This window comes from Flavobacterium aquidurense, assembly GCF_031458035.1.
Classification (GTDB): Bacteria; Bacteroidota; Bacteroidia; order Flavobacteriales; family Flavobacteriaceae; genus Flavobacterium; species Flavobacterium aquidurense_C.
The window spans coordinates 125150-138832 of the sequence record NZ_JAVDXR010000013.1; the positions used below are offsets into that span (position 1 = coordinate 125150).

10 protein-coding genes and 2 tRNA genes are annotated in these 13683 nt (G+C 33.9%); 8 read left to right on the top strand and 4 right to left on the bottom strand.

All coding sequences use genetic code 11. The features are described 5' to 3' along the window. The first annotated feature begins 20 nt into the window (after window positions 1–20). Entirely contained in the window at window positions 21–1178 is a 1158-nt protein-coding gene (locus tag J2X17_RS17790; RefSeq protein ID WP_310301075.1) for a hypothetical protein, read from the top strand. 208 nt (window positions 1179–1386) lie between these two features. Continuing rightward, window positions 1387–1803 (top strand): Imm51 family immunity protein, encoded by a 417-nt coding sequence (locus J2X17_RS17795; protein ID WP_310301078.1) that lies wholly within the window; start codon window positions 1387–1389, stop codon window positions 1801–1803. 111 nt (window positions 1804–1914) lie between these two features. On the opposite strand, the gene der is transcribed toward J2X17_RS17795, so the two are convergent. Both der and era read right to left on the bottom strand, forming a co-directional pair. Then, complete coding sequence (gene der, locus J2X17_RS17800; RefSeq protein ID WP_310301081.1) at window positions 1915–3225, bottom strand: ribosome biogenesis GTPase Der; 1311 nt, start codon at window positions 3223–3225, stop codon at window positions 1915–1917. Window positions 3226–3634: 409 nt separating this feature from the next. Continuing rightward, on the bottom strand, window positions 3635–4516 hold the full coding sequence (gene era, locus J2X17_RS17805) for a GTPase Era (RefSeq protein ID WP_026985744.1): 882 nt from the start codon (window positions 4514–4516) through the stop codon (window positions 3635–3637). A 116-nt stretch (window positions 4517–4632) separates the two neighbouring features. On the opposite strand from era, the gene J2X17_RS17810 reads away from it, so the two are divergent. From J2X17_RS17810 to J2X17_RS17825, 4 genes are all read left to right on the top strand, one after another. After that, window positions 4633–4705, top strand: a tRNA-Met gene (locus J2X17_RS17810). Window positions 4706–4951: 246 nt separating this feature from the next. Beyond that, entirely contained in the window at window positions 4952–6088 is a 1137-nt protein-coding gene (locus J2X17_RS17815) for a helix-turn-helix domain-containing protein (RefSeq protein WP_310301086.1), read from the top strand. An 88-nt stretch (window positions 6089–6176) separates the two neighbouring features. Continuing rightward, window positions 6177–6728 (top strand): porin family protein, encoded by a 552-nt coding sequence (locus J2X17_RS17820; RefSeq protein WP_310301088.1) that lies wholly within the window; start codon window positions 6177–6179, stop codon window positions 6726–6728. A 417-nt stretch (window positions 6729–7145) separates the two neighbouring features. Next, a complete protein-coding gene (locus tag J2X17_RS17825) occupies window positions 7146–7841 on the top strand; it encodes a pseudouridine synthase (RefSeq protein ID WP_310301090.1) in 696 nt (231 codons plus the stop codon). A gap of 153 nt (window positions 7842–7994) precedes the next feature. Here J2X17_RS17825 and J2X17_RS17830 read toward each other — a convergent pair whose 3' ends face one another. Together J2X17_RS17830 and J2X17_RS17835 are read right to left on the bottom strand one after the other, a co-directional pair. Further along, window positions 7995–8690 (bottom strand): LytR/AlgR family response regulator transcription factor, encoded by a 696-nt coding sequence (locus tag J2X17_RS17830; protein WP_310301098.1) that lies wholly within the window; start codon window positions 8688–8690, stop codon window positions 7995–7997. Beyond that, window positions 8687–10333 (bottom strand): histidine kinase, encoded by a 1647-nt coding sequence (locus tag J2X17_RS17835; protein ID WP_310301099.1) that lies wholly within the window; start codon window positions 10331–10333, stop codon window positions 8687–8689. The genes J2X17_RS17830 and J2X17_RS17835 overlap by 4 nt, the downstream gene beginning before the upstream one ends. A 125-nt stretch (window positions 10334–10458) precedes the next feature. On the opposite strand from J2X17_RS17835, the gene J2X17_RS17840 reads away from it, so the two are divergent. Then, complete coding sequence (locus J2X17_RS17840) at window positions 10459–12834, top strand: TonB-dependent receptor (RefSeq protein ID WP_310301100.1); 2376 nt, start codon at window positions 10459–10461, stop codon at window positions 12832–12834. 410 nt (window positions 12835–13244) lie between these two features. Continuing rightward, window positions 13245–13319, top strand: a tRNA-Glu gene (locus tag J2X17_RS17845). The last annotated feature ends 364 nt before the right edge of the window (window positions 13320–13683 follow it).

A 13683-nucleotide genomic window follows, 5' to 3' on the forward strand; every position in this document is an offset into this window, starting at 1 on the left:
ATATTTGGTTTAAATAAAGTATGACGGTTGTCTTACAGACTAGCCAAAATTGGGTGGCTTTGTGTGATTATGTCACACATATTTACGAGTTAGCGGGCATTATAAAAAAACGAACATCTAAACAGGAAAAGACTATGGTAAAATTGAATTTTGCTAAATATTTTACAACTATCTTATTCTTTTGTTGTCTTATTAATTGTTTAGGGCAAGGAATTTCCAAAGAGAAAGCGAAAGAATTCGTTCCTAAATCAACTATATCTTCAGAAACCCACATTTATGTTGGTGACTTGAATGGTGATGGAATTGAAGATGCGATTCTACGTTTCAAAGTAATAAATGAACCGTTAGAAAATGAACATTTTTATATACTTCTTGAAAAAAAAGATGGAACGATAACAATTTACAATAAAGACATCTTTTATTTTGACAATAAAGATGGGATGATTTTTGACGCAGTCACAATTTCAAAAGACAGCGACTTTACAGTTAAATATAACGGTAAAGAAAATACTGTTGGGAGCTATAGAAAAATCACATTTAAATATCATGCAGACGAATCCGGCAAACCTTTTTGGATTTTAAACTATGATGAAGAACTTTTTCAGCACAAAATTTTTGCACCTGTTCTGAAAAAACCAACAATAGTTAACAAAGCCGATATGGGAGACAATGGATATGGATATTTCGGCAATATCAAATTGAATATGTATGATGCCATGCTCCGTATGAAAATTAAGAATTACATCCCTGCTTCTACCGCTGAATGTCAGGTATATTCAGGTGATTTGAACCGCGACAATTTTGATGATATTATATTGCGATTCAAAAAAGTAAATGAGTCTGAGACGAGCGAACATTTTTACATATTCATCGGTCAAAATAACGGAACTTATAAATTTGTAGTCCAAAATGACAACATAGAATTAGACAATGTAGATGGCCATCTTTTTGATAAAATAGTAATTAAAAACGGTTACTTCTCTCTTGAATATACAGGATATGGTAATACATCTGGTACTTATGAGATAATTACATTTAAATATTCGGAGGCAGATAAAAACTGGTTACTACATCGACAGGGTTCAAAATTCGTTCACAGGTATGGAGATGGAGAATCTACTGAAAATATAAGTACTCCAAAAGATTTTGGAAAGATTTTATTTAAAGATTACAAATGAAGAAAAAATAACACCCGCTAACAGTCGTTTTGCGAGATTAGGTTTTTAGGCTGAATTTAAAGATGGTTTTGTATTTGAAAGATTTGTGTTTAACCGAAAAAAATCCCGCGTCTTTATTGTCCAACCTCGCTAAGCACCAGAACGTTGTATGCCATATTCATAAGAAGCGGTATAAATCTAAAACCAAAAAACAGATAGAATTTAATTGATGGCTGACTACGTAAAAAAAGTAATAACCGAGAATCCTAAAAGCATATCTATATGTTTCTTTATTGAACAAAACATAGTTATGGAAATAGGAAAAAAAATTAAGAAAAGTGTAAGTAACACTTTTGGAAAAATTATAACACGATTACTTCCAAATATAGCGCTTATGAACGGCTACGATTGGGAAGCCTTTCTAAATTATTATCTTCAAAAAAATCATCCCGATGTTTTGCCAAATATGGAAACGGATCCAGAAGAAGGAATGTATGTTGCTTTTTATAGTTTTAGCACAGAAAATGAAAAAAGAGCAGACAAATTAATCAATATAATAATAGAAGTAATGGAAAATGAATCTGCGCTACTAGAGAAAATAAAAACTGACGGAAAACTAATTAAGTGGAATCAAGACCTAAAATAAATACGGCACGCAACAGCTACAAAGGTTTAGGTCAATTGGCTCAACACAAACAACAAAAAACCCTTATAAATTGAACATTTATAAGGGTTTAATATATATTGACTTATTTTATTATTTCTCGCGAATATAAATATCTATCGGCACTCCTGCGAAGTCCCAGTTTTCTCTAATTTTATTTTCAAGATATCTTTTGTATGGTTCTTTAACGTATTGTGGCATGTTAGCAAAAAACACAAACTGAGGTGTTAGAGTTGGCAACTGCATACAATATTTAATTTTCACATATTTACCTTTTGTCGCTGGCGGCGGATAAGCTTCAATCACTTTCAACATATATTCGTTGAATTTTGAAGTAGCGATTCTTTGTTTTCTGTTTTCAAAAACCTGAACCGTAGCTTCTAATGCTTTCAATAAACGTTGTTTCGTTAAAGCCGAAACGAACAAAATTGGCACATCTGTAAAAGGCATTAATTCTTTTTTGATTTTCTCTTCGTAATCACGGGTTGACATGGTATCTTTTTCTACCAAATCCCATTTGTTTACCAGGATTACAACACCTTTACGGTTTTTCTCTGCCAACCAGAAAATACTCTGATCCTGACCTTCAAATCCACGGGTTGCATCGATAACCAAAATACAAATATCAGCATGCTCAATCGCACGTACAGAACGCATTACCGAGTAAAACTCTAAATCTTCCTTCACTTTAGCCTTACGACGGATTCCCGCAGTATCAACCAAGTTGAATTCGAAACCAAAACGGTCAAATTTTGTATCAATTGCATCACGCGTAGTTCCTGCAATATCAGTTACCATAAAACGTTCTTTACCAATTAATGCATTGATAAAACTTGATTTTCCAGCATTCGGGCGACCTACAACAGCAAAACGAGGTAAAACCACTTCTTCCTGAACAGGCTCCGGCTTCTCTGGAAAAGACTCAATCAAAGCATCCAATAAATCTCCAGTTCCACTTCCTGAAATACTTGCAAACGTGAAATACTCTCCTAAACCAAGGTTATAAAACTCAATTGCATCTTTCTCACGCATCGCGTTGTCAACCTTATTTACAGCCAATAAAACTGGTTTTGTCACTTTACGCAATAAGCGCGCAACAACATCATCCATTGGCGTAATACCTTCTTCTACATCAACCACAAAAATAATAACATCTGCCTCATCGATAGCAAGCTCCACTTGTTTACGAATTTCACCTTCAAATACGTCATCAGATCCGCGAACATATCCGCCGGTATCAATTACAGAAAACTCTTTTCCGTTCCACTCGCTTTTACCGTAGTTTCTATCTCTGGTCACCCCAGAAACCGAATCTACAATAGCTTCTCTTCTTTGTATCAGCCTATTAAAAAGGGTTGATTTCCCTACATTAGGTCTTCCTACTATCGCAACAATGTTATTCATTTTTTTGAATTTTTGATTTCAGATTTTAGATTTCAGATTTTTAGTTCCCTAAAAACCTAACTCCTTGTAATCCAAAATGCTTTATTTTAATTTTTTGCAAAGGTAGTTAAAAAAGTGGCTAGTTTGCTAAGTTTCTAAATACCAAAGTTTTTTATTATTTTTCCTGTTATTTCGAGGAGTTTTTTCAGGAGCTATTTCCCGCTGTCCTTCCAATCTTTTGTGCCGAACCCCGGCACAAAAGGATTTTCCCTCCCATCGGGGCTAGGAGTTCAAGGTATCAAGATTTTTTCTTTTCAAATTTCAAAAGCTGAAACAATTTAAAAGTCCAATTTCGCATTTCAAACCTGAAACTTGAAACTTGAAACCTGAATCAAATTAACGATTAAACAATTAACCGATTAAACAAAAATTACTGATTATACCCGAAACGTTTCAACATATTCGCGTTGCTTCTCCAGTTTTTATTCACCTTCACAACCAATTCAATGTGAATTTGTTTTCCGAAGAATTTCTCCAAATCAGCACGAGCATCGGTTCCTACTTTTTTAAGAGCAGCACCTTTATGTCCGATAATAATTCCTTTTTGAGTTTCGCGCTCTACCATAATGATGGAACGGATTCTGATGATTTTTTCATCTTCAAAAAACTCTTCCGTAACGATTTCAACTGCATACGGAATCTCTTTGCTGTAATTCAACAAGATTTTCTCGCGGATTGTTTCGTTTACGAAAAAACGTTCTGGTTTGTCTGTTAATTGATCTTTCGGATAATATGCCGGAGATTCTGGCAATAACGAAATAATTCTGCTGAAAACTTCCGGAACATTAAAATTCTGTAGTGCCGAGATTGGGAAAATTTCAGCATTTGGCACTTTTGCTGTCCAAAATGCTACTTGCTCTTCTAATTGTTCCTGATTTGAGTTGTCGATTTTATTCAACAATAGCAAAACCGGAATTTTAGCATGTATTATTTTATTAAAGAAAGCTTCGTCTTTTAAATCCTGCTCCCCTATTTCGACCATGTAAACTAAAATATCAGCATCTTCAAAAGCCGATTTTACGAAGTTCATCATCGACTCCTGCATTTCATAAGCCGGTTTGATGATTCCTGGGGTATCCGATAATATAAGTTGAAAATCTTCGCCATTCACGATTCCAAGAATACGATGACGTGTTGTTTGTGCTTTTGATGTAATGATTGATAATCTTTCTCCAACAAAGGCGTTCATCAACGTTGATTTTCCAACGTTTGGATTCCCGATGATGTTTACAAAACCTGCTTTATGTGACATTTGTGTACTATTTATTTTGCAAAGGTAGTCATATCAACTCAATACAGAAAATAAAACATTTTTTAATGTTTTCGTTGGATTTCTCAAAAAACGGCGTATCTTTGCACCCGAAACATCGCGGGATAGAGCAGTAGGCAGCTCGTCGGGCTCATAACCCGAAGGTCACAGGTTCGAGTCCTGTTCCCGCTACTAAGACAAAAGCTTCAGAGAAATCTGGAGCTTTTTTTGTTTTCTAAATGAAACCATTCTCCAAAAACTTTTTCTTTTCCTTAGTTGAATATCTGGTAATCCTTTATCCTTTTAGTTAATCATTTCTTAATCCGTTAAGAAAATCATTTGCATTACTCTAAATTCGTTCAGCTAATTCGTATGAAATAAGCTATATTTTACAATACCCAAAAACAAAATCTTAAAAGAACCTTTTATTTTAAAAAATTGATTTATACCACACTTTTAAATATTGCAATTTTTCAGGGAATCGTTTTAGGCTTAGTCATTTTAAAGTCTTCAATTTTCAATAGTAAATCAAATAAATATTTAGCCTATTTGCTATTTACCTTTTCAATTATCTTATTAAATCATGTTTTTGAGGTTGAAAAAGCAGCGACTTTCTATCCTATTTTACACTTTATTGAACACATCGAGTGGACATTTCTAATACCTGCTTTCATCTTCCTGTTTATTATCAACCGGATTGATGATCCCCAAAAAAGCAAACAAAAACAGTATTGGTGTTTTATTCCATTTATCTATTCCGCTGTACTTTGCATTTTGCAAGATCTTGATCATGTTGCAGGGCTTTACAGCATTCCTGATTCATACAACAGTCTTCTTAATATTCTTGGGCTGATTCATCTCGCATTAGCAGTTACATTTCTTCCAATCCTTCCAATTTACTCTTATTTTAAGGTAAGACATATAAAAAATTCTGAGGAAAAGAAATGGATAATTACCTTATTAACAATTATTTTTTCATTGCTATTTGCTTTTCTAATTACTGCTCTAGCTGGCTTATTTCTTCAATTTGACATTTCTCCTACTATGAATGTTCTGGCTTTATCTGCAACATTCATAATTCATTGGACAGCTTATGTAGGCATTTACAAATATAAACTAGCTAAAAACAAAGATGCTGTCTACAATTTTCTAAACAGCGATTTGACGATTTCATCTAGCGATTTGCATATTACAGAAGACAGCGGACAAGATCAATATAGAGAATCCATAACTGCCGATAATCTTTATTTTCAAAAACTAGAACTTCTTTGCAAAGAGCACCACATTTATACTGACAGTACATTAAACAGAGAAAAAGTAGCAGAACAGCTAGGCATAAGCGCAGGTTATGTTTCTCAAATTGTGAACACACTAACTGGAGATAACTTTGCCAATTACATCAATAACCATCGAATTGAAGCTGTCAAGGAAATGATTTCAAATTCTGAATATGAAAATTATAATTTGCTGACAATAGGGTTGGAATCTGGGTTCACTTCAAAAACAACTTTTTACAAAGCCTTTAAAAAAGCAACAGGCCAAACACCAAATGAATATAAAAACGCCAACAAATAAGTACCGATTTATACAATTTTAAGGTTTTGAAACCTTTTGTATTTTTTCTTATTCGAATTTTGGCTTCAAATAATTCAAATCAACTCTTATGAAAAAAATTTTATTACTAGCTGTTTTTACAGTTTTAGGATTTGTGAATGTAAATGCCCAAGAAATTAAATTTGGCGCTAAAGGAGGTTTAAATTTTGCATCCGTTAGTGGAGATACAAAAGGTACTGATGTTGTAACTGCATTTAATTTTGGTGTTATGTCAGAAATTCCAATTTCTGAAAAATTTTCTTTCCAACCCGAAGTAATGTATTCTGGTCAGGGCTATAGTTTTAATGATAATACAGTTGCCTTAAGTTACCTGAACGTTCCTTTAATGGCAAAATATTATTTAATAAAAGGATTGAGTGTTGAAGCGGGACCGCAAATAGGTTTTTTGCTTTCTGCTAAAAATGAAAAGATAAATGTAAAAGATTCATTTAAGACTGTTGATTTTGGGGTTAATTTTGGTGTAGGTTATAAACTTGACAACGGACTTAATTTTGGTGCAAGATATAACCTGGGATTAACTGATATTAATAATGTAGAGAATTCTTCAAGTAAAGTTAAAAACGGAGTATTTCAGGTATCTGTTGGATATTTCTTTTTCTAAAACTTAATAATTCTATAAAAACATTTTACAAGCTGCATCATAAGTGTATTAACTCACCATTTCTTAGAAATCTAAAAATTTTGAATTAATCATTTGCCCTTTCAATATTTTTAAATCATCCACAAAATGGTTCTAGAATTGCCCCGTTAGGGCTACTAAGAGACAAAGCTTCAGAGAAATCTGGAGCTTTTTTTATTTTAAATTCTAACAGCTCGTCGTGTTCATATCCGCGTCGCGGACACGGGTGCAAGTCTTCGTCGCGGCGAACTACTAAGACAAAGCTTCAGAGAAATCCGGAGCTTTTATCATTTTAACCCTCTTTCAACATCTTGTTGCGTTCATCAGCTGCGGAGAGAACTATAGAAATAAATAAGTCGTAAAAGTAATTTCAATCGAAATCTCTTCTATTTTTGCCAAATGTTAGAAATTCTTTACCAGGACGAATATATTATCGCAATTAATAAACCTAGTGGATTGTTGGTTCACAAATCATTTTATGCACGCGATGCAAAAGTTTATGCTATTCAGGAATTGAGGAATCAAATAGGGCAACACGTTTATCCTATTCATCGTTTAGACCGCAAAACATCTGGTGTCTTGTTATTTGCGTTGGATAAAGAGGTTCTAAAAATTATGAATGATCGTTTTGCCACACGCGAAGTCGAGAAAAAATATTTAGCCATTTTACGTGGTTGGTCACCCCAGGAACTTACGATTGATTATGATTTAATCAATGATGATGATATTAAACAAAATGCAATAACCTACTTTCATCGTTTGCAAAATGCCGAAGTTGCCTTAGAATTTAATAATAAACCAACATCCCGATATTGTTTGGTAGAAGCGATTCCTGAAACTGGACGTATGCATCAATTACGAAAACATTTCAAACATATTTTTCATCCCATTTTAGGAAGCCGTCCACATGGTTGTAACAAACAAAATAAATTGTGGCTGGAGAATTATAACCTGAAAGGAATGATGCTTCATGCACATCAATTAATTTTTAATCATCCAATAAAAAATGAACAACTAATCCTGAATGCAAAGATTAATGAAGAGTTTAGCAAAGTTGGTACGATTCTTAATCTAGATTTGAGTAAGTACAAATAGGACAATAATTTTCGCTATAAATATCAACAAATACTGCTCTAAGTGTGTAGTTCAAAATCTCCTAATTTATAAATTTAATTACCTGTTTTTTCAACTTCTTTATATCATCCACAAAATGATTCGAAAATTGTCCGGCGGTTAGGGCTACTCAATCTAAATCATTTTATACCTTATTTCTTTATATTTTGAACGGCCGACTGGCAATAATTCGCCATTTTTAAGTAATATATTGTATTTCCCCCCTGCTTCGACAACGAATTTATCGGCTTCATGCCAGCACAGAATATACGATTTATGGATTCTTTGGAATGTTGACGGAAGCAGTTTTTCTAATGATTCCAAAGTTTTATCATGCAACTCAATATGTCCGTCTGATAAATACAGTTCTGTATAAATTCCTGCGCCTTTAATATATCGTATATCTTTAATCGGAATGAGTTTGATTGTTTTTGCTTTTTTTACAGCTAAAAACTGCATATCACCATTGGCTTGTTTTTCCGGAGAAGTAAAACGTGTAAATGCTTGGGAAAGCCTGTTTTCATCAAATGGTTTTGGCACAAAATCTAATACTCCATAATTAAAAGCTGTGATGGCTTTATCTGTATAAGCAGAAATAATAATGGTTTGAAAAGATCTCGCTACAACAGTTTTAAGAATATCAAATCCGTCTTCCCCATTTAAATTTAGATCAAGCAACAACAAATCAATCGAATGCTCTTCGATTGTAGTTAAACCATTTTCAACTGAATCGCAAAGCAGAATTTGCACTTCTTTATCAAAAAAATCACGGGTCATTCTTTCTATTCTTTTGGCAATTCTCGCCTCGTCTTCAATAATTAGAATCTTCATTTTTTATCAAAAATTTTAATTGTTGTCAGCCAGCCTTCTTCCACAGCAAAAGAATCAAATTGCCAGTTGTCGCCGTAACTTTCACTCAATCTGGCTTTGATATACTTAAAACCAGTACCGCCGCTTTTGTCTTTTCTTGTTGTTCGGTTTTTAGCTATGGTTAACAGCGCATATTCTTTATAGTTCTTTTCTTTAGTAAAACTCAAACGAAAAAGGATACAGCCTTGTTTTGGAGGCTGACTGTGTGTTATTCCGTTTTCGACAATCGTATGAATAATTGCCGGAGGAATTTTTTCATTTTCATCGATATCCTTTTCCTCCCACTCATAACAAATTTCTTTCCGAAAGGACATTACCTGCAAATGCTTTTGGCATAATTCAATCTCTTCCCTAATGGGAATAATTGTTTCTTCGGCAATAGAATTCATAATATCAAATTCGTCTGCCAGCGCACGAATAAACACGACGCCCTGCTGTGGAGATTCTTCGACCCAATCTATTAATGAAGTTAATGTATTTCGAAGAAAATGTGGCTGAATATTTTTCTTAATAAGTTCTAACTGCAATCTTGAAGAAAGCAATAGCGATGCATTATGCGCTTCTTCGATCGCTTTGGCCCTAATGGTATGAAGATAAAGCATAGACAACACGATGATCGTAAAAGCGATAAACAATCCAAAATCATAAAACACAAAATAATTTACCACCACGCTCACGAGTAAACCAAAGACAACAATTAGACCGCCCTTTATTTTTCGGACTGCTGCATTGGCAGCAATAATAAAGGAAACAAGACACATCACATAACTAAAATAGATGGCGGTTATATCATAATGACCGTAATAAATACTGTAGATAGCTATAAGACTGACAAACAAAAGAAATAAAAACAATCGCTTTTTTTTGAAGTCAAATTGCAGCATGAAATACCATGGCACCAGCATCGATATAAAAAAGGTTAGCCAGCCAATGATTTTTAAGCGGGTATAATACTGAGTATACGGTATATCTATATAAAATTTGACGTATTCTATTATTAATAAGCAGAAGAAAAGCAAACAAATTATTCCAAAAAGCAAAACTGTGGCTTCTTTACGAGTACTGTTTATATATAAAAAAAAATAATAAATAGCAGCAATAAGAAAAGCGCCAGCCATAAGATTCATGAAAGACATCACAACAAGCGGTGAGCGATGCAATCTTAAATAGCTTTCAAGTTTAACATTAATTCCCCGACGTGCCTCCCGGCATTGCGATTGTGTTCCGATAACCGTTATAATGTGCTTGCCAATAGAAGCTAAATTTTCCGGAATTTGATAATAAGTCATTTCTGTTCCTGGTACTTCGGCCTGGTCTGATTGTGCCATTTTACCATTGCTTCCGACTAAAATGCCATCCCAGTAAACATCAAAAGCACCAAAACTGTTCACTTGCAAACCTAATGTTCCAGCATTTTTTTCGCGCTTAAGCAGCGCTACAGGAATATGAACTTTAAATATGGAATCTTCATGTTTTCCCAGATAATCTTGCGCATAATCAATGTCAGTATTGTAGGTGACATCCGATTTCACATAATCAGTATACTGTTCACAAGACGTAAACAAAAGAAGTAAAAAAGCGATAAAAAAGGTAAGACGATACATGAGATAAAGATATAATAAATATCGAATAGAGAAATGCATTTCAAAAGCTCATGGAGCCGTTTGCATGTTTTAAAAGGCGGCATTTTATTTTATAAGCTAATCTTGTACCGTAAAAAAAAGCAACCATGAAAACCATAATAACTAGTATTTTAATTTTATTTTTTCATCTTTTTGGCCATGCACAACAAACTACGCTTTCCGGAAAAGTAGTAGACAAGTCAACCAAAGAAACACTACCGTATGTAACAGTTTCTGTAAAAGACAACAACTTAAAAACAATAATAATTGGCGTTACGGACGATCAGGGTGTTTTTACTTTAGAAGGATTACCAGTTGGGAAAATGACTGTCTTTTTTAGCTTTGTAGGCTATCAAAATTACGCACAGCCATTAGAAATTATTTCGGTTAAATCCAAGATAGAATTGGGAATTATTGGTTTATCTACAGATGCTGTCCAATTAAACGCCGTAGAAATTAGCGGACAAAAACCAAACATCAGCTTAAAGCTGGATAAAAAAGTTTTTGAAGTTGGCAAAGATGTACTTTCGCAAAATGGTTCTGCAAATGATGTATTAAATGGCGTTCCGTCTGTTGCGGTCAGCCCAACGGGATCGGTAAGTCTACGTGGCAACAGCAGTGTTTTGGTATTGATTAATGGCCGTCAGTCGGGTTTAACCCAAAATAACGCGCTTGATCAAATCGCAGCTGATCAAATTGAAAGAATAGAAGTAATTGCGAATCCTTCATCAAGATATGATGCTTCGGGTTCGGCAGGAATTATCAATATTATTTTGAAAAAAAACAAAAAAAGCGGTTTTAGCGGTCAGGTACGACTGGTTGCCGGTTCCCCAAATGACAGTCGCCTTAATCCGAGCATCAATTATAAATCGGATAAGATCAATATATTTTCTAATTTCAGCATCCGCTCTTCTGATTATGTTGGATTGTATACTACCAATCAAGCTACTGTGAATAACGGCACAACAAGCTACTTAGACCATGTACAAAACGAAGATCGCCACGATGATGGCAAATTAATTTACATTGGCGCCGATTATTTTATTGATGAGCATCGCACCATTACAGCCGCTTTTCTAAAAAATGCCACAGAAGACAATGACAAAACTCATTTATTGTATGATTACAGTAATGCTGCTGCTACAAAAGACAGTATTTTGACAAGAGAAGGTAAATCATTAGAAAAAAGAGATTACAATCAATTCGAGTTTAATTATACGCAAACATTTAAACAACCGGTCAAAAAATGGACGATCGATGTTCAGTATGACTGGTGGAACAGTGATAAAGACTGGAACATTTCTACACAGCGTTTGTATCCAACTGTAGTGACATATCCCGGCATTAGAACGAACTCAATTGGAAACAGTAAAGATTTGCTGGTTCAAAGTGATTTTACACAGCCCATTGATAGTCTTTCTGTATTTGAATTTGGCGTTAAAACAGAAATTCGTAAAGTATCCAGTAATTTTCTAGCCGAACAGCAAGAAGAAAGTGATTGGAATATCTATCAAAATATTGATAACGACATGAATTACAACGAAACCATTGCCAGCGCTTATACACAATACAGCAATAAAATTTCAAGATTTAATTATATGCTGGGTTTGCGTAATGAGTTTACCAAAATTGCTATTACAGATATAAAAAACACTTATAATGATGACAAAAAATATAACAGACTGTTTCCTACAGTAAATTTAAGTTATAAGTTTAAAGCTTCGACTTTACAGTTAAATTACAGCAAGCGTATAAATCGTCCGCCTTTGTATGCCTTATACCCTTTTAATGAACTGACCGATATAAATTCTCAATATGTTGGGAATCCAGATCTTAATCCATCGTTTACAGATGTTTTTGAATTGGCATTTCTTAAAACATGGAAAACTTTCACACTGAATCCTTCTGTTTATTACCAATGGGAAAGTGGGTATATTCAGGATTTTACCTATCGTGAAAATGATATATTTTATACAACGCCTATTAATATTCAGCATGAAATACGAAGCGGCGTAGAAATCTCGACATTATACAATCCCCTAAAATGGCTGCAGGTCAATATGGAAATGAATTTTTATCATTTTAATCAAAAAGGAAGTTATCAGCAGGAAGATCTTGACTACGAAGGGCAAACTTATACAGGACGTTTGAGTACACAGATTAAATTGCCTGCAAAATTAAGTTTTCAGGGCCGCTATAACTTTCGCGGTGAACAACAAAATGCGCAAACAAAAAACGCTGCATTACAGTCTCTTGATTTTGGTTTGAGTAAAACTTTATTAAAAGACAAAGCCACACTCGTGTTTGATGTGAGCAATGCTTTTAACTTACGTCAAAATAAAAGCACGACAACCGGAACAGATTATTATGTTACTGAAAACAGTATTCCTAATACTGCCCGTTACCGTCTTAGTTTTGTTTACCGCTTTAACTTAACGGATCCTAAAGCAATTAGACAGGCGAATAATGCAAATCGTAATTAATATATTCCTTTCTTGTATAATTCTCTTTATAAGTAAAAGTCAGGATCTTTTAATCATAACTACAATTTCACAAAAAACACAAAAAAGTTATGCAAAGTCAGCGACATTTGCACAGCTTTTTCAAAAGAAACGCTCCGAAAAAACAGGAATAATTTCTTTCAAAATGAAAATTTTTCAATTTTATTGAAAGGTATACTTTAAAAAGTTCAGGAAAAAAGACTTCTGGATTCTTTTTTTTCATTCAAAACAACAAGCTATCAATCAAACAAATACAAATTACTTAACCCACTTTATTTGCGATTGATTATTTCTAAACAAGAAACCCTCTGAATAACTAAAAAACAATTTCTTAAAAAAAATTTTGTGTATTTTAAAATTATTTGCATTTTTGCACCCGCATTAGAAAAGCAGGCCCGTTCGTCTATCGGTTAGGACGCATGGTTTTCATCCATGTAAGAGCGGTTCGATTCCGCTACGGGCTACCAAGACGAAAGCTTCAGAGAAATCTGGAGCTTTTTTTATGCATAAAACTTAGTTTTTTAGTTCCGAAGAATGTGGAATCTCGGCAAGAATTTTAAGCTAATAAATCAAACAATTCTTTTTAAGATTAAAAGTAAAAGTCAGTGCACTTTTTATTATCACCCATTAGTCAGTAAATTATTTCCTCTTGCTGCTCTCTTTCAATACGTTAGACATTTTAATCCCATTTTAGAAACTCTGAACCTCTTCCTTAATAATTTAATAACATGTTTTCGGATCATGCACAAAAGTTGGGGATTAGGCAAAAAGATTCGATAATCTAAATAAGAAGAAGTCTATGTTTCTCACTCCTCTAAATTGGCTTCTAAA